Here is a 16,426-nt window from a genome sequence, read left to right as displayed (position 1 = left end):
TGTTAGCTTTTTTTCTCGTAAATTCCTACAAGGAGGCTGTAGTTTTTCTCTACCTCAGAGTTTGAGTGAACTGTCCTGTGACAATTTGCACACAATACCGCTAGATCATTCAGAAGAGTTTGCACAGGTTTTTCGGCATCAGCCAATGGCTTTTTGTGATGAACTTCGAATGCACGGTCCGTAAAGGGGGCCGGAAACTGAGCCGATTTGCTGAACCCGCAAACTTCGCAATGTAACCCCCCATGCTTCTGACGAAACGCCTGGAGTTTATCATGGCGTAAGCGTGATGAGCGTTCTCGAACGTAGTGCGAGCGAAGCTGCCGTTGCCCTTCTATTGCACTCGCGTGCGGTACAGTCCCTACAGGTAAACCCCACAGGTTCGTCAATGCAGTGAATTCTTCATTCTCTAAACGAAATACCGTGCCGTTCGGGATGCGAATGATGGTTGAAGAGCGGAGAACGGAATCAGCTTTTGTTTGTGTCCTTGAAACCATACCTTCATCTACAGTGAGGCGAATGTCGGTAAGCTCAATACCCGTCTTGAGGCCATCAGCGGCTTCTTCATCTGTTTTCCACAAGTCACTTCCAAGTGCCTCTGGAAACTTTACTGACTGAACGGGTGTCGGTAGCTCGACGACATGGCCAATAGCAACAGCTCCAGCATCAGATCCCGCACGCCAGATAAAAGCAACATCGCCGATAGATATGTCATGGATGTATCTATTCGTATACCAGTAGATACGTTGGGGGTAGCGGGATAAATAACCATCGATATCATATCGAGCCGGATTTCCTTGAAATATCCATGCCATAAACTTAATTTCCTAATGAAAGATGAAGCCAACATAAGGGGTGCGAGCGGAGCATCCCAGCAAGCACAGCGAACGACTTAATGTTTTTCTTGGCGTACTCACCAACAGCTCATACACTCTCCATCGCCATACTCAATGGTGACTGATCAACTGCGTGTCGATACCACTGGTACTGCGGCTTATCGCCAGCATTATCGACATTTGGTGCGCCACGGCCAACTTCCAAATCGGTTAGATTAAGGGTACGCATTTCAACGCTAAAACGTGCTAACTGGGTCGTGTTAGGCACACTCGCATGTAAATGAGCACTGGAAAAACATAGAATATCACCTGGTTCTATCACTATTTTTACCGCTTTGCTTTCATCCACTGGCCGCAATAACTGAGGTGCAGGAGAGTAGCTTACCGCGACACCTTCAGGCGTTTCGCGGCGCGCAGCAAGATATTCTTTAAAGCTCCACTCCGCGGTATCGTTAATGGTTGGATGCTCCCAATGGTCTGGGTAAAAGGCAATACTCCGTTCTTCTTCTATCTTATAAATAGGTGCCCACCAATTGGTCTGCGCTTGTATATTGCTTCCCCATGTATCACGATGATGCCCAACGACGGTACGCAAACCATCCGTAAAGGCCTTTTCGGCCGATACTACTCGCATAGCAAAATAATCATAATAGGTCGAATCTAGCGCTAAACCGGCTTCCTGCAACGCATGAAAAAACATCGCCTTAGCTTTATCGTCAGCTTGAATTCTTTTCTGTGTATCGGCAACAAATCTTCGATAATCCTGCTCACTTAAATGGTACTGAGCTTGCTCTGGATGCAGGCCATTCAAGGCTTCTGATAATAGCTGATCGGTGTATTGGCATAATTCCAACATTGCGGGTAGTTGTTGAAAAACAATCAAATCACCTGCAAAGATGACCTTTGATCTTTGCTCATCTGTCATTCCGCTATCGGTTTGAATAATATTCATAACGTTGCCTGTAAATATATAATGTCATTTCATCACCCACGCCCTTTGCGCCGCAGAAACATAACAGCCAAGTATAGTGCTGTTTGGCACTATACCTCCCAAGCTCTATGACTCTGGAAATATGGCAAGGCAAAGGCGAACTTCATATCAGCAGATAAACGATCATTAAGTAGGCACCTTATAGAACGATGGTGCCGGTCGAGACTGCTTCCATGCCATAAAATTGCCTCAATCATAATAGCCAGATGCCATTAAATCAAAATGACGGTTCGATACTTTGTTGGCTCACTGCTCAGCAAATATGGATTCAATCGTGACGAGGTGCCCAGAGGGCATGCTAGCGTCACTCGCTACGCTAGACTGGGTGACATATCACACCATAGTGCGGTGCATGCTTCATCGGTGCCTTTGTTTGCAGGAGGGAACTCGGGGTGGGAGTGATGTGGGAGCCGAGTCATCGCGGCGGTTGGCCGATATTGCACCGTAGGGTGCTTGGTGAGCTTTGCGAACCGCACCATCGACATCAGCGCCAACTGCATCATTGGCACCATCGGTGCGGTTCGTTCCTCACCGCCACCCTACGGGAAATCCGCTGGAGGTGTGGGAGCTGCCTCTGGCGGCGATGGCTGTTGTGGTGCGTTGGTGAGCTTTGCGAACCGCACCATCGACATCATCGCCAACTGCATCATTGGCACCATCGGTGCGGTTCGTTCCTCACCGCCACCCTACGGAAAATCCGCCGGAGTTGTGGGAGCTGCCTCCGGCGGCGATGGCTGTTGGGGTGTGTTGGTGCGCTCGCAAGATTATTCACGGCGGTTGGCCGATATTGCACCGTAGGGTGCTTGGTGAGCTTTGCGAACCGCACCATCGACATCAGCGCCAACTGCATCATTGGCACCATCGGTGCGGTTCGTTAATTACCGGCCTCCGATGGGAAGTCCGCTGGAGGTATGGGGGCACCATCGGTGCGGTTCGTTCCTCACCAGCACCCTACCACCAGCTGTCTGATCGGCGTATCGCCCCTAAAAATACCGACCTGCAACATCATGTCATACGGTTTTAAACCTAGCGAAATACGAAGCGGTTTAACTTGATTTAATAGCGTTTACATAAAGAAATAGATGAATTGCTTTAGTGTTACCTAGATTTTAAGTCAAAAAACAATCGCGATACTGCTATTGAACGGCACAATTTGGGCACATGGCCAAAAACAAAAAAGCCGAATCACAAGATTCGGCTTCTAAGCTACTGAACAGTCTGTATAAATTTGGTAGGACTAGGCAGATGATTCACAGCTTCGCTGTTCACCCTTCGGGCCATCGTCGCAGGCGCCGATGTTGTCTCGCTCCGCTCGGCTCGAACTGGGCAGTTCTACATCTGCCTGAACAGATAGCAAAAAGCCCCGCATTCGCGAGGCTTTTCTGTATTTGGTAGGACTACCCAGATTCGAACTGGGGACCTCTACCATGTCAAGGTAGCGCTCTAACCAACTGAGCTATAGTCCTAAAGTGGTTGAGTCACGCTGTGAAACAACGCTGGCTATTATACGCAGCCATTAAACGGGTTCAAGCCCTAATTTACATTTTTGTAACGATTTTAATGATCTAGCCATAAAAATGATAAAGCATCCTGGATCGATCATCCCTCAGACCAAAACAACCTGCCCACTTTCTAATACCACTCGCTGGGATTGGTATTGCCAATGCTGCTTGATGCGCTCATCCGAAAGCACCTCCATTGGACTATCGATCGCGCACACCTGCCCCCGGTCCAATAAGCAACAGCGATCACAGTAACGTAGCACTTGGTTAAGATCATGTAGGATCGCCACCACCGCAAAACCTTCGCTCTTAGCCAACTGCTGCACGAGGGTTAACAGGTTATGCTGATGACCTAAATCCTGCGCCGACGTAGGCTCATCGAGTAACAGTAGCGGTGGATGACTAGCCTGACTCAGCTGTAACAATACCCGCGCCAATTGCACCCGTTGTCGCTCACCACCGGATAGTGACGGGTAAGCGTGATCGGCAAATCCGTGGCAGTCGGTGGCGTGCATCTTTTCATCAATCAGCGCCTTTGCCTGCTCACGTGAGAGCGTCAGAGGGGTTAACCCTAACGCGACCACCTCTCGCGCACTAAAAGGAAATGCTAACTGACTAGCCTGTGGTAACACCGCCAGATGCTTGGCCAACTCACGTCGATCCCAAGCGGCTAGTTCTTTACCATAAAGCTGAATCGAACCACTGGCTTTAATATCGCCACTGATCGCCTTTAACAAGGTGGTTTTACCCGCCCCGTTTGGGCCAAGCAGACCATACATCTCCCCAGCGTTAACCGAGAGCGATACCTCGTCTAATAATGTTTTTCCCTGCGGCGTAAAGCTCACCCTATCAAGCTGCAACATCATCAACTCCAGTTTTTGCGCTGCTGTACCAATAAAATCAAAAAGAAAGGCGCACCTAACAGCACCGTTACCAACCCCACAGGAAGTTCTGCTGGCTGTACGACGATACGGGCCAATAGGTCAGAACACATCAGCAGTACCGCACCGAGCAAGGCCGATAACGGCAGCAGGTAATGATGATTCGGTCCAGTCGCCAAACGTACTAGATGGGGTACCACTAATCCCACAAAACCAATAATGCCCGCGCAGGAAACCGCCACCCCCACACCAATAGCCGTAAGGATGATCATCTGCAACTTGAGCTGTTCAACATTGATGCCCAGATGACGCGCTTCAGGCTCGCCTAACAACAATGCATTTAACGCTTGAGCCCGGCGCTGAAAGGCGATCATCAACAGCACCATGGTGGTGAAGGCTAACCATAGATTCGCGGTACTCGCGGAGGTTAATGAGCCCATCTGCCATACGCTAAGTTCGCGTAAACTCGCATCGTCGGCAAAGTAACTTAAAAAGCCGATGGCGGCGCCCGCAAACGAGGAAATGGCCACCCCAGCTAATAACAACACCAACACCGAGGTGCCGTTTTTTGATTGGGCAAAGCCATACACCAATAAGGTGGTAAGTAACCCGCCAATAAAGGCATTGGTGGGTATCGTCCAACTTCCCCATGCCGCTGGAAATAAAACGATCGCCACGATTGCCCCTACCGCCGCACCGGAGGACACACCAATGATCCCCGGATCAGCCAAGGGGTTACGGAAGAGCCCCTGAATCACTGCACCGCACTGCGCTAATATCGCCCCCACAAAAATGGCCAATAGTAAACGAGGCAATCGCAGTTCGAGTACCACCACTTCTTGATACTCTTGTAGCTGGCTAAAATTTGCGCCGAAGGTTTTATCGACCACCAGCAATAGACTATCGAGTATCGGTACATTCATCGCCCCCACTACCAGCGATAACAGACCACTGATAACCAACAAACAGACTAAGGCGAAAGCCCAGAGAGAAACCGAGCGCTGCATCAATGGTTATCCTGTTGCGCTAAGGCGGGGCTGCCCGACAGTTGCTGCGTTAGACGAATCGCTTCATCAAGCGCCGATACACTCAAACCTGCCACCAAGGTTGCACCATTCACCGCCACTATTCGTCGCTGTTTGCCTGCCGGCGTATGGGCTAGCACGGGGTTCGCAGCCAGTAGATTATCCACCGCATCGGCCACTTCTCGGCCCGCGACAATAATGACGCTTGGCTGCATCTGTAGCAGAGACTCCGCGGATACATTGCGATAGTTATCGAATGCCGCGATATTCTCTCCCTTCATCAAGCTGACAAAGGCATCGCCGCTGGTCCTTTTTCCGGCTAAGCGTAACTTGCTATCATCCATCGATAGCAAAAAGGCGACGCGCTCCCCCGCTAAATTAGCCTGTGCGATTTGCGCCAACTTTTGTTCGATCGATTGCACTAACGCCTGACCTTTATCCCCTTGATTTAACGCCGTCGATAACCTGGTCACATTCTCTGCAAGTTGTTGGCTATTATTAGCACTATTGAGTTGAACAAACTTCACCTTCGCCTGTTGCAGAGCCGTCATCACCGATGCTGGGCCGGTATGTTCACTACCGATCACCACCGAAGGGTTCAGGCTCAACAATCCTTCCGCCGATAACGTCCGGTGATAACCAATATTGGGTAACTTAGGATAATCTGCAGGCAGTTGACTGGTCACATCCACCGCAATCAAATGCTCTTGCATACCCAGCGCAAAGAGCAGTTCGGTCACCCCCGCATCGGTACTGATCACCCGCGGTGTATCTGCATAAACCGAGGTCGGCATGGCGATCAATAGGATCACTTTCATCCAGGCTAAAACAGCCAATGATCTTGTTATTCGGGTCAACGATTGGAACGGCGATGAATTCATGGCTGTGCATCTTCCATTAAAATGTGAGTATTGGTGATCTGCTGTTCATTCAGTAATGCCAGCAGCTTTAATAGAGGTTCGACGTCAGCATCGTGGGCGGCGGCGATCGATAACGGACGCTCTTTATCGTCCGCAATATTGATCAGTAACGCCGATTTAAAGGCTGACCACTCATCAAACCGCTGTTCGCCTATGGCATAAGCGGGTGATTCGTTCAGTAAACTGATGGTTAAAGGCGTGATCGGGCTTTCGTCTTGACTGATCTCGCTATCGCTATCCGGGATATCCACCGGTAGCGATAACAGACGGGTATTGGCGGTTAACAATAAAAACACCACCACGATAAAAATAATATCGATTAACGGTGTGAGTTCTAAACTGGTGCTCATCGCCGCTTTTTGTGGCATGCGGATCATTTGAGCGCCTCAATAGACACGCCCTCTATTCTTAGGTTACCAACATTCAATACTTGTTCGGCCATACTTACCAGCTTATCCACCCAGAGCTGAAAGCCGTGGGCACCGACCACCGCCGGTATAGCGATAATCAAGCCCGCGGCGGTGGTTTTCATCGCCACCCCTAAGCCCTCGGCCATCATCGAAGGATCAATCGGTCCTTTATGGCCGCCGAGTGAATCAAATACCTGAATCAACCCGATAACGGTGCCGAGTAATCCCAGCAGCGGCGCCACCAGCGCAATGATTTGTAATAACCGAATACCGTGACTCAACCGCCGTTGCCGGTGATGCAACCAGATCGCCGCGATATCCGTGCGCATATTGTGCGGCTGATCGGCATGTTGGTTTAGCAGTGTCATACCGCCGGTCGGCAGGCTCCGTTGCATACTGTGATAACAAAGCACCGCGATCCGTTCGAGCAAAATCAATAATGTCAGTACACAGCAGATTAATAATGGGATGCCTAGGGGGCCAAGGTATTGCTGAGCTAAAGCAAAAATATTCATAGTGTGAGTTAAAACCTGTAACAAAGATCAATTAAGCGAAAAAACAACAGGGATACGCACGCGGGAGGCGATACGGATGCCGTTCTTTTCATAGGGTTTAAATTGCCATCCCGAGACGGCTTTTAAAGCTGATTTATCCAGCAGGGTTAAGCCTGAGCTCTGGGTGATTTCCAACTTAGATTTATTACCTTTTTCATCGAGCCAGATATCCAGCCATACCGTCCTTCTTGGCCCCGTTTACGCGCCACCGTGGGATAACGTGGCGGCTTCGGTTGGGCAGCAAACACCGGTTCAGTGATAATGGGATCTCGCTTACCGGCAGCAGGATGACTCGTCGGTTGCGATTGGCGTGCAGCGGTTAATTCGGCAGAATGCGAGGCTCTGGACACGGGCGTTTCAGCCTGAGGGCGGGTTGCCACATCGCTCGACCTGGGCTTATCGCTAGACAGGGGTTTCGCCTGGGCAGCAACAACAGGCTTCGGCTTAGCCACCTTTTTTACAGGCGTAACCGATGTTACTGACGGCTGTTTAGGTACGATTTTAGTAGCGGTTAACTCTGGCTTAGGTTTTAAAACGGCTGGCGCTTGCTCAACTTCCGCTTTCGCCGACTTCGGGGTCGGTTTTAACGCCGGCACGGGTAACGTCTGAGTGGCTGCGGAGATCTCCGTGGACGGCATCGCGCTGTTTTTATTTGCCTCACGACTTTCATTAACTGCATGGGCTTCACTCACCGCTAAGGGTGCAGGAGATTTAAAAGAGATCGCCAGCGAGATATTGCCTGTCTTCTCCGCAGTATTACCCTGAATTAAGCCCGACTCACCTAATGCAGCAAACGCCCAATCCTGTAACAGAAAAAGTACAACGACAAACGTCGTTCGCCAACCGAATAAACCCCATTTTGTTGTCATCGTCTGAGTCATGAATTTCAGCCATCCTGCGTCTAACGTTAACCTTAACGAACATCAAACTCGCCTCTACTTTGCGAGAAAGAAGCCATCATAGAACAGCCAATTATTGAACGCAAATACAAATCATTATCATTTACATTCGCTTTTCTGACAGGTAACATCCCCTCATTCTCGATCAACGCTGACGCAAAATGGCTGACACCATCCCGCTAAGCATGAGGAGAAACAGACGTTTTCAGTACGCAACTCTCTGCTGACAAACATATTTTTATTAACTTACGCCTCATCAACGAACAGGGGAATTCATGAAACCTAATCCTTTAGCGGTGCTGATCAGTAGCATCATCTCGATTCCAGCGGTGGCCGCATCCTCGACCGACAGTCCCGTTTTTAACGTCGGCAAAGTGGTTGTTAACGCAACCCGAATGGAACAAGACGCTGACGACGTTTCACGCGAGGTGATCGTCATTGATAAAGAGGCTATCGATTCGATGCAGCCCCAGTCGGTCGCTGAGGTATTAGCTAATGAGCCCAACATTCTGATTGAAGGCGGTTCTCGTCCGGGCTATCAAAGCGTCAATATTCGCGGCCTTGGTGGTAATCAGATATTACAAACCGTCGACGGCGTACGACAAGATTTTGAATCCGGTCACCGCCCTAGCTACTTTTTAGACCCTATCCTATTAAAATCCGTTGAGGTGATTAAAGGGCCTGCGAGTAGTCTCTGGGGATCAGGTGCTTTAGGTGGCGTAGTGGCGCAATCCACCATTGGCGCGGCGGATATTTTAGAGCCGGGTGATGATTTCGGCGGGCTGATTAAAAGCGGCTTTAACTTTAATAACAATCAGAGCACCACCACCGCGGTGCTCGCCGGTCGTACCGATTCTGTCGACTGGTTATTCAGTGGTTACTATCGCGATTCTGACGACCTTGAAATGGGGAATGGGGATGCACTGGAAAACTCATCCTCACAAGATCAAGGCGCGTTAGCAAAGCTGGACTGGCAGATCGATGAAGATCAGTCCCTCGCCTTCAACCTACGTCACGCCACCGTCGAAGGCGGTGTTCCGTCGAATGGTACGTCTGAAGTCAATGGCAGCAGTGTTTTTCTGTTAGACAAAGATCAAGTCAATGATGGCGCCTCAGTCGACTATAAGATCAATACCCAATCGCCACTGGTGAATGCACAGTTTATGGCTTATTGGGACAGTATCGACATCGATGAAACCCGGGTGAGCGATGATCGTGCAGACAGTACCGAAAAAGAAACTTTCGGCTTAAATATCAATAACCTTTCTCAGTTTGGTAACATCACCCTACTGTATGGTGTTGATGGTTCACACAGCACCTTTACAACAGAACGTGGCGGCACTGATCGTCCGACACCACCGGATGCCGATATGGATATGTGGGGCGCATTTACCCAAGCCAATATCCCGCTATCTTCTACTTGGTCGGTAGAATTGGGCGCACGTTATGATGATTTCTCCGTCGATGCGAAAAATCTCAGCGAAAGCCGTTCAGATAGCGCTTTATCCCCCTCTGCCGCACTGATCTGGCAAACCACTGAAAACCTACAACTCACGCTGCGCCATGACAGAGCCTTTAGAGCCCCGACAGCGGAAGAACTCTACAGTACCGGCACTCACTTTTGCATGGGACCGGGGATGTGTAACACCTTCCTGCCCAACCCTGATTTAGACGCCGAGAAAGCAGAAAACACCGAGTTTATTGCTAAATGGAATGTTAATCCGGCCTGGTCGATCACAACATCGGTGTTTGAAAACCGTGTCGATAACTTTATTGAACAAACCGTTTCACTCTCACCTTTCCCGGGGAATACCTATTGGGAAAATGTTGATGATGCCAAACTCTATGGTTTTGAAGTCAGCGCGCTCTACAGCCAAGACAATCTGAATTTAGCCCTAGGTTATGGCCAAACCCGCGGTAAAGACCAATCAACCGGTGACCCGCTCAACAATATTCCCGCCGATACCTGGACGGCAGACCTCAACCGCGCGTTCTTTAACCAAGAGCTAAAAGCCGGTATTCGCCTGCTACATGCGGAAGAACAGTCGCTATCAACCGGTGATACCTATGATGATTACACCCTCACCGACATCTATGCCGAATGGCAACCGCCTGCCATTCGCAACTTAACCCTCAACCTGACGGTCAACAATGTCACCGACGAATACTACCGTCGCGCATGGTCTGAACTCTACGAGGCTGGGCGAGAAGTATCCTTAGCAGCTACTTACAAGTTCTAAATAATAACACCCCATTAACAGGCGACTCTCCCCTTCGAGTCGTACTGTTAATGGTTAGCGGAGAAATATTCTTAATGAACGCAGACAATAATCTCAGTAAGAGCCTTGCGGGCGACCAAGCTGAAGCGCTACTGAGAGAACTGGCAAACTGGGGACATACCACCACCATTATTTTACATGGTGGCTGTGTATTTGAGTTTAAGGGCTGCTTTCCCGAAGGCAGCATCGGCCATGGTTATTACAACCTAGATGGACCGATTCCCGGCTTGCATGGGCATATCGACTTAGCCGCCATCCATCACATCGATTTTCAGGATAAACCCCATCGAGGCCGCCAAAGTTATGCCTTTAATTTTCAGGATCAAAACAACCAAAATATTTTCAAAGTGTTTTTAGGCCGCCAAGAAGATGGTGAACTGATCGCGGAACAGGTCACTCGCTTTAAAGCTATCCAACAACAGCTTCGTTTAAATTTAGATTAGGAAATCCCATGAGCAAAGAGTCATTGCAAGCCAAAATACAAGAAGAAGTATCCACCTTTATCAATAGTCGTTACAGCTTGCAGCTGGCGACGGTAGGGGAACACAACGAGCCCTATGCGTCTTACTCCCCTTTTGCCATCGGGGATGACTGCCTCTATGTGTTGTTGAGCGAGATGGCGGTACACGCCAATAACTTGCAACAAAACCCAACCGCAGCGGTGATGGTGATCGCGGACGAAGATACATCCAAAGAACTGTTTGCCCGCCAACGGGTTAACTATTCGATACAGGCGGACTTATTAACCCACGCAACCGAAGCGTGGGCTGAGGGTATTAATGCGCTGGCTAACCGTCATGGCGACAGAATCAATAAACTAAGCCAACTCGATGACTTTAAACTGTTTAAGTTAAAACCCACCGGTGGCCGTTATGTCAAAGGATTTGGCAGAGCCTATACCCTTGCGGGTAATGGCCTGACGGGCAACGAAATACAACATATCACCGGTGGGCACACCAAAAGAACAGCCGCATAAATAGATGCCCAAGTCGCCATTAAGTGAGCCGCTACTGGCTCGCTTAATGGTGACTCTTTTAGCAGCGCCGCAACCCCGTCACAAGTCCTTACTCATATTATTATCATTGCTCTCATCAAGCGGCAGAATCACGGTAAAGCAACTACCCTGTCCTGGCTCACTCACCACCTGAATATCACCACCGTGCTTCTGCACAATACCATGACTGATCGACAACCCCAGCCCCGTCCCTTGGTCAACACTTTTGGTGGTAAAAAACGGATCAAACAGCTGATTAACCACCTCGGCCGACATGCCACAACCCGTATCCCGTATCTCAATCTGCACCGTCGCATCAATACAGCGGGTTTTAATATAGATATCCCCCTGCCCTTCAATTGCATGGGATGCATTGACCAGTAAATTCATCACCACCTGATACAATTACAAGCACTCATCACGCAACAAGATCTCGATTTTATCTGTGAAGATGTGGCCGAACTGCTAAGCGATACCGATCAAGGTTTGATTCGGCTGCGAGATATCGTCCAAGGATTGCGTAATTTCTCCCATGACGGCAATACCGAACGCACCCAATACAATCTTAATGAGGGTATCGACAGTACCCTGACAGTACTGCAAAGCGAGCTAAAAAATAATATTAAGGTTCGCTGTCAGCTAGCAACCCTTCCTACCACGAAATGCAATCCTGGAGAGCTAAATCAGGTCTTTCTAAATCTGATTATGAATGCCTGCCATGCACTGTCCGAAACCCGAGATGCACAGATAGACATCGCCACGGACACTGAAGACGACAACATTGTCATTCGGATAAAAGATAACGGCAGTGGCATACCCGAAACGGTTTTAAAATCTATTTTCGATCCGTTTTTTACCACAAAGCCCGTCGGCCAAGGTACCGGTATGGGCTTATCCATCGTCTATGGCATTATTCAAGATCACCAAGGCAGTATTAATGTGACCAGCACCGAGGGCCAAGGCACCTGCTTTGAGATTCGTCTCCCTGTTGTCGTGACACAATAAATTTTAGCCCTTGTTAAGCGGATGATACCCACAGCCGCTTTTAACCGCTCGCCATAGCACCCATTGGGGAAATTTCACCCTTTGTTATAACTGTATTTCGGCAATCGATGCCGATATATTTCTTCTAACAAATGATTTACAGAGTATAAATCTATTAAAGCAGTGCTAATTTAAAGACAGCTACCTAAAAATAATCATAATAAAGATGTTACATCCCCGAAGAGGAGTGTTCTGTATGCTGATCGGTATCCCCAAAGAGATTAAGAATAACGAGTATCGGATAGGCATGACGCCAGCCGGCGTGCGTGAGCTCGTCAGCCACGGTCATCAGGTGATGGTGCAGCGTGATGGCGGTACGGCTATCGGTTTATTGAATGAACAATATACCGCCGCGGGAGCCACCCTGATTGATACCGCCGCCGGGATATTCAAAAGCGCCGACATGATCATCAAGGTAAAGGAGCCACAACCGGACGAATGTAAGATGTTGCGACCGGGGCAACTGTTATTTACCTATCTTCACCTAGCACCCGATCCGGAACAAACCCGCTTACTAATAGCCTCCGATGCCATCGCCATCGCCTATGAAACCGTCACCGACCCACAAGGCGGCCTGCCGCTGTTAGCCCCCATGAGTGAAGTCGCTGGACGAATGTCGATTCAAGCCGGCGCCCATGCCTTAGAAAAAGCGCAGGGTGGTATGGGTATTTTGCTCGGTGGCGTACCCGGTGTAGCACCCGCGAAAGTCACCGTTATTGGTGGTGGCGTTGTGGGTATTAACGCCGCCCGCATGGCGATGGGACTGGGAGCGGACGTGACCATTCTCGACCGATCGATTCCCCGCTTAAAAACCCTCGATGAGCAGTACGGCCCGCAACTCAAAACCCTCTACTCCAGCGTGGAAACCATTGAACATGAAGTCGCCCATGCCGACTTAGTGATTGGTGCCGTGCTGATACCCGGTGCTGCGGCCCCTAAACTGGTCACTCGGGAGATGCTAAAAACGATGAAGAATGGTGCGGTATTGGTGGATGTAGCTATTGATCAGGGCGGTTGTTTTGAAACGTCCCATGCCACCACCCATGAGGAGCCAACCTATGAAATCGACGGTGTGATCCACTACTGCGTTGCGAATATGCCCGGAGGTGTGGCTCGCACCTCAACCTTTGCTCTGACGAATGCCACACTCCCCTTTGCCTTGGCTCTGGCGGATAAAGGTTATCAACAAGCACTGCAGGATGATCCTCATCTTATGAATGGGCTGAATGTGCACCGAGGCAACATCACCTGCAAAGCGGTTGCCCAAGCACTCAACTATGACTATTTAGATCCCATGGAAGCGATAGCCCCTGCACAATGAAACCGCACCGATATTGAAACGAATGGGGTGGTGAATAATCGGCACCGATGGTGCGGTTCATGCTTCACCGCACCCTACCTATCGGCGGTTATTTGGAGGCTCGTGTGATGGCGAACCACACCAAAACACCCATCGCAACCAGAGGCAGCTCCCACACACCAAGCCTGTTTCGCGTAGGGTGCGGTGAGCTGTGCGAACCGCACCATTGTTCCAAAGTTCGAGGCTATATCAGCGGTGCGGTTCATGCTTCACCGCACCCTACCTATCGGTGGTTATTTGGAGGCTCGTGCGCTGGCGAACCACACCAAAACATCCATCGCAGCCAAAGGCAGCTCCCACACACCCCTGCCAATTTCGCGTAGGGTGCGGTGAGCTGTGCGAACCGCACCATTATGCCACGGTTCGAGGCTATATCAGCGGTGCGGTTCATGCTTCACCGCACCCTACCTATCGGCGGTTATTTGGAGGCTCGTGCGCTTGCGAATACACAGCCATCGCAGCCAGAGGCAGCTCCCACACACAAGCCCATTTCACGTAGGGTGCGGTGAGCTGTGCGAACCGCACCATTGTGCCACGACTCGAGGCTATATCAGCGGTGCGGTTCATGCTTCACCACACCCTACCTATCCGCGGTTATTTGGAGGCTCGTGCGCTGGCGAACCGCACCATTATGCCTCGCATCATAGCCCACTATGTTTGAGTTTTTCCAATTGATCACGATACTGAGCTGCTTTTTCAAACTCTAGGTTTTTGGCTGACTCATACATTTTATCTTCCAAGCGACTCATCGCTTTAGCCAACTCTTTAGTGCTCAGTTTCTTCGGATCAATCTGATATTCGGCTTCTGGCTCTGCCGCTTTACGGCCGGTTTGAGTTTTACGTCCCGGAATCGCCGAAGCCCCTTCCATAATGTCGGCCACGGATTTTTGAATCCCCACGGGGGTAATATTATGTTCTTTATTATAGGCAATCTGTTTGTTACGCCGGCGCTCGGTTTCATCCATCGCCCGTTGCATCGAACCGGTCACCCGATCGGCGTAAAGAATCGCACGGCCATTGATATTTCGCGCGGCCCGGCCAATGGTCTGGATCATCGACGTTTCTGAACGCAAAAAGCCCTCTTTGTCGGCATCCAAAATCGCCACCAGCGACACTTCAGGCATATCGATACCTTCCCGCAGCAGGTTAATCCCCACCAGCACATCAAACTCACCGATCCGTAGATCGCGGATAATCTCAACCCGCTCCACCGTATCGATATCCGAATGCAGATAGCGCACCCGCACCCCGTGCTCATCTAAGTATTCGGTCAAATCCTCGGCCATACGTTTCGTCAGCACGGTCACCACAATACGTTGATCCAAAGCCGCCACTTTATTTATTTCCCCCAAGAGGTCATCCACCTGGGTGACCGCAGGGCGAATTTCAACGATGGGATCCAGCAAACCGGTGGGACGCACCACCTGCTCGACGACCTGCCCCGCATTCGCGGCTTCATATTTACTCGGCGTGGCAGACACCATAATCATCTGCGGCGCTTGACGCTCCCACTCCTCAAACTTCATCGGCCGGTTATCCAACGCCGATGGCAAACGAAAGCCATACTCCACTAGGGTTTCTTTGCGCGACCGGTCACCTTTATACATCGCGCCTAATTGTGGAATGGTCACGTGGGACTCATCCATCACCAACAGAGCATCGTCGGGTAGATAGTCAAACAGTGTCGGCGGCGGGTCGCCAGGATCTCGTCCGGAGAGATAACGGGAATAGTTTTCGATTCCTGAACAATAGCCCAGCTCTTTGATCATCTCGACGTCATACATCACCCGCTGCTCAAGGCGTTGCACCTCCACCAACTTATCGTTACTGCGCAACTGTTCTAAGCGGGGATGCAATTCGGCGAGGATTTTATCCACCGCGGCTAACAGGGTTTCCCTTGGGGTAACATAGTGAGATTTTGGATAGATAGTCGCCCGCGGTACCCGACGCAACACGGCACCGGTAAGAGGATCAAAATAGCTAAGATTCTCAACCTCATCATCGAATAGTTCGATCCTAACCGCTTCTTTTTCCGATTCCGCCGGAAACACATCGATGACATCGCCACGCACCCGATAGGTGCCTCGGTGCAGTTCAATATCGTTGCGGGTGTATTGCAGTTCAGCCAAACGCCGCAAAATAGTGCGCTGATCCGCCTGATCGCCGCGATCCAGATGCAGCATCATACCTAAATAAGATTTTGGATCCCCCAAACCGTAGATGGCTGATACCGTGGCCACGATAATGGCATCATCCCGCTCGAGCAGCGCCTTGGTGGCCGATAACCGCATCTGCTCAATATGTTCATTGATGGATGCATCCTTCTCGATAAAGGTATCGGATGAAGGCACATAGGCTTCCGGCTGATAATAATCGTAATAAGAAACAAAATACTCAACCGCATTGTTCGGGAAAAACTCGCGGAACTCACCATACAGCTGCGCCGCCAAGGTTTTGTTGTGCGCCATAATAATGGTGGGCCGTTGCAACTCAGCAATCACATTGGCAATGGTAAAGGTTTTACCCGAGCCGGTTACGCCCAGTAATGTCTGCGCGGCAAGACCGGCATGAATCCCATCAACCAAGCCTTTTATCGCGGCAGGCTGATCACCGGCGGGCTGAAATTTGGATTGTAACTGGAAGCGCTGTTTCATATTCGATGTTCTTCGTTGATAACAGGAAAAAACTGAGCGGGACATTATACGCTTATGGAAAATTTTCTGCTGATAGATCG

General features: G+C 50.1%; 17 protein-coding genes, 1 tRNA gene and 1 other RNA gene. 6 read left to right on the top strand and 13 right to left on the bottom strand.

What is annotated here, in order from left to right; genetic code table 11:
* Window positions 1-2: 2 nt before the first annotated feature.
* Together EH243_RS06925 and EH243_RS06920 are read right to left on the bottom strand one after the other, a co-directional pair.
* The gene (locus EH243_RS06925) at window positions 3-812 is read right to left on the bottom strand and encodes an HNH endonuclease (protein ID WP_126157919.1); all 810 of its coding nucleotides are present in this window, start codon (window positions 810-812) and stop codon (window positions 3-5) included.
* A 109-nt stretch (window positions 813-921) separates the two neighbouring features.
* Window positions 922-1,785 (bottom strand): hypothetical protein, encoded by an 864-nt coding sequence (locus EH243_RS06920; RefSeq protein ID WP_126157918.1) that lies wholly within the window; start codon window positions 1,783-1,785, stop codon window positions 922-924.
* A 495-nt stretch (window positions 1,786-2,280) separates the two neighbouring features.
* Here EH243_RS06920 and EH243_RS06915 point away from each other — a divergent pair, with 495 nt between their 5' ends.
* On the top strand, window positions 2,281-2,622 hold the full coding sequence (locus EH243_RS06915; protein ID WP_126157917.1) for a hypothetical protein: 342 nt from the start codon (window positions 2,281-2,283) through the stop codon (window positions 2,620-2,622).
* Between the two features lie 431 nt (window positions 2,623-3,053).
* On the opposite strand, the gene EH243_RS06910 is transcribed toward EH243_RS06915, so the two are convergent.
* The 9 genes from EH243_RS06910 to EH243_RS06870 all read right to left on the bottom strand — a co-directional run bounded on the left by EH243_RS06910 (window position 3,054) and on the right by EH243_RS06870 (window position 7,997).
* Window positions 3,054-3,183, bottom strand: a non-coding RNA gene (locus tag EH243_RS06910) — RtT sRNA.
* A gap of 30 nt (window positions 3,184-3,213) precedes the next feature.
* A tRNA-Val gene (locus tag EH243_RS06905) sits at window positions 3,214-3,290 on the bottom strand.
* A 140-nt stretch (window positions 3,291-3,430) separates the two neighbouring features.
* Window positions 3,431-4,189 carry a heme ABC transporter ATP-binding protein gene (locus EH243_RS06900; RefSeq protein ID WP_126157916.1) on the bottom strand — a complete coding sequence of 253 codons (759 nt, stop codon included), beginning with the start codon at window positions 4,187-4,189 and terminating at the stop codon, window positions 3,431-3,433.
* A gap of 2 nt (window positions 4,190-4,191) precedes the next feature.
* A complete protein-coding gene (locus tag EH243_RS06895; protein WP_126157915.1) occupies window positions 4,192-5,214 on the bottom strand; it encodes a FecCD family ABC transporter permease in 1,023 nt (340 codons plus the stop codon).
* Window positions 5,214-6,050, bottom strand: a complete 837-nt coding sequence (locus EH243_RS06890) for a heme/hemin ABC transporter substrate-binding protein (RefSeq protein WP_164549064.1) — start codon at window positions 6,048-6,050, stop codon at window positions 5,214-5,216. The genes EH243_RS06895 and EH243_RS06890 overlap by 1 nt, the downstream gene beginning before the upstream one ends.
* Window positions 6,051-6,109: 59 nt before the next feature.
* Entirely contained in the window at window positions 6,110-6,529 is a 420-nt protein-coding gene (locus tag EH243_RS06885) for an ExbD/TolR family protein (RefSeq protein WP_126157913.1), read from the bottom strand.
* The gene (locus EH243_RS06880) at window positions 6,526-7,077 is read right to left on the bottom strand and encodes a MotA/TolQ/ExbB proton channel family protein (protein ID WP_126157912.1); all 552 of its coding nucleotides are present in this window, start codon (window positions 7,075-7,077) and stop codon (window positions 6,526-6,528) included. Before EH243_RS06880 ends, EH243_RS06885 begins: the two co-directional genes overlap by 4 nt.
* Before the next feature lie 27 nt (window positions 7,078-7,104).
* A complete protein-coding gene (locus tag EH243_RS18870; RefSeq protein WP_420897531.1) occupies window positions 7,105-7,251 on the bottom strand; it encodes an energy transducer TonB in 147 nt (48 codons plus the stop codon).
* Window positions 7,224-7,997 (bottom strand): hypothetical protein, encoded by a 774-nt coding sequence (locus EH243_RS06870; RefSeq protein ID WP_126157911.1) that lies wholly within the window; start codon window positions 7,995-7,997, stop codon window positions 7,224-7,226. Before EH243_RS06870 ends, EH243_RS18870 begins: the two co-directional genes overlap by 28 nt.
* A 293-nt stretch (window positions 7,998-8,290) precedes the next feature.
* On the opposite strand from EH243_RS06870, the gene EH243_RS06865 reads away from it, so the two are divergent.
* From EH243_RS06865 to EH243_RS06855, 3 genes are all read left to right on the top strand, one after another.
* A complete protein-coding gene (locus tag EH243_RS06865; protein ID WP_126157910.1) occupies window positions 8,291-10,255 on the top strand; it encodes a TonB-dependent hemoglobin/transferrin/lactoferrin family receptor in 1,965 nt (654 codons plus the stop codon).
* Window positions 10,256-10,329: 74 nt separating this feature from the next.
* Window positions 10,330-10,737, top strand: a complete 408-nt coding sequence (hutX, locus tag EH243_RS06860; RefSeq protein WP_126157909.1) for a heme utilization cystosolic carrier protein HutX — start codon at window positions 10,330-10,332, stop codon at window positions 10,735-10,737.
* 8 nt (window positions 10,738-10,745) lie between these two features.
* Window positions 10,746-11,270 (top strand): HugZ family pyridoxamine 5'-phosphate oxidase, encoded by a 525-nt coding sequence (locus tag EH243_RS06855; protein WP_126157908.1) that lies wholly within the window; start codon window positions 10,746-10,748, stop codon window positions 11,268-11,270.
* A 78-nt stretch (window positions 11,271-11,348) separates the two neighbouring features.
* On the opposite strand, the gene EH243_RS06850 is transcribed toward EH243_RS06855, so the two are convergent.
* A complete protein-coding gene (locus tag EH243_RS06850) occupies window positions 11,349-11,678 on the bottom strand; it encodes a sensor histidine kinase (RefSeq protein WP_126157907.1) in 330 nt (109 codons plus the stop codon).
* A 63-nt stretch (window positions 11,679-11,741) separates the two neighbouring features.
* Between EH243_RS06850 and EH243_RS06845 the strand changes: the two genes are divergently transcribed.
* Both EH243_RS06845 and ald read left to right on the top strand, forming a co-directional pair.
* A complete protein-coding gene (locus tag EH243_RS06845) occupies window positions 11,742-12,293 on the top strand; it encodes a sensor histidine kinase (RefSeq protein WP_241235015.1) in 552 nt (183 codons plus the stop codon).
* 235 nt (window positions 12,294-12,528) lie between these two features.
* Window positions 12,529-13,653 (top strand): alanine dehydrogenase, encoded by a 1,125-nt coding sequence (gene ald, locus EH243_RS06840; protein ID WP_126157905.1) that lies wholly within the window; start codon window positions 12,529-12,531, stop codon window positions 13,651-13,653.
* A gap of 680 nt (window positions 13,654-14,333) precedes the next feature.
* Here ald and uvrB read toward each other — a convergent pair.
* Window positions 14,334-16,346: an excinuclease ABC subunit UvrB gene (uvrB, locus tag EH243_RS06835; protein ID WP_126157904.1), complete on the bottom strand. Its 2,013-nt coding sequence runs from the start codon at window positions 16,344-16,346 to the stop codon at window positions 14,334-14,336.
* Window positions 16,347-16,426 lie beyond the last annotated feature (80 nt).

This window comes from Amphritea opalescens, from assembly GCF_003957515.1.
Classification (GTDB): domain Bacteria; phylum Pseudomonadota; class Gammaproteobacteria; order Pseudomonadales; family Balneatricaceae; genus Amphritea; species Amphritea opalescens.
Note: the sequence above shows the minus strand (reverse complement) of the source record. Positions and strands in the feature narration are given on the sequence as shown.

What these genes read in the sequence shown, in the direction of transcription:
- EH243_RS06865 (WP_126157910.1), top strand. Translation starts at nt 8,291, where the DNA reads ATGAAACCTAATCCTTTAGCGGTGCTGATCAGTAGCATCATCTCGATT.
- uvrB (WP_126157904.1), bottom strand. Translation starts at nt 16,346, where the DNA reads ATGAAACAGCGCTTCCAGTTACAATCCAAATTTCAGCCCGCCGGTGAT.
- EH243_RS06855 (WP_126157908.1), top strand. Translation starts at nt 10,746, where the DNA reads ATGAGCAAAGAGTCATTGCAAGCCAAAATACAAGAAGAAGTATCCACC.
- ald (WP_126157905.1), top strand. Translation starts at nt 12,529, where the DNA reads ATGCTGATCGGTATCCCCAAAGAGATTAAGAATAACGAGTATCGGATA.
- EH243_RS06870 (WP_126157911.1), bottom strand. Translation starts at nt 7,997, where the DNA reads ATGACTCAGACGATGACAACAAAATGGGGTTTATTCGGTTGGCGAACG.
- EH243_RS06885 (WP_126157913.1), bottom strand. Translation starts at nt 6,529, where the DNA reads ATGATCCGCATGCCACAAAAAGCGGCGATGAGCACCAGTTTAGAACTC.
- hutX (WP_126157909.1), top strand. Translation starts at nt 10,330, where the DNA reads ATGAACGCAGACAATAATCTCAGTAAGAGCCTTGCGGGCGACCAAGCT.
- EH243_RS06890 (WP_164549064.1), bottom strand. Translation starts at nt 6,050, where the DNA reads ATGAAAGTGATCCTATTGATCGCCATGCCGACCTCGGTTTATGCAGAT.
- EH243_RS06850 (WP_126157907.1), bottom strand. Translation starts at nt 11,678, where the DNA reads ATGAATTTACTGGTCAATGCATCCCATGCAATTGAAGGGCAGGGGGAT.
- EH243_RS06880 (WP_126157912.1), bottom strand. Translation starts at nt 7,077, where the DNA reads ATGAATATTTTTGCTTTAGCTCAGCAATACCTTGGCCCCCTAGGCATC.
- EH243_RS06925 (WP_126157919.1), bottom strand. Translation starts at nt 812, where the DNA reads ATGGCATGGATATTTCAAGGAAATCCGGCTCGATATGATATCGATGGT.
- EH243_RS06900 (WP_126157916.1), bottom strand. Translation starts at nt 4,189, where the DNA reads ATGTTGCAGCTTGATAGGGTGAGCTTTACGCCGCAGGGAAAAACATTA.
- EH243_RS06895 (WP_126157915.1), bottom strand. Translation starts at nt 5,214, where the DNA reads ATGCAGCGCTCGGTTTCTCTCTGGGCTTTCGCCTTAGTCTGTTTGTTG.
- EH243_RS06920 (WP_126157918.1), bottom strand. Translation starts at nt 1,785, where the DNA reads ATGAATATTATTCAAACCGATAGCGGAATGACAGATGAGCAAAGATCA.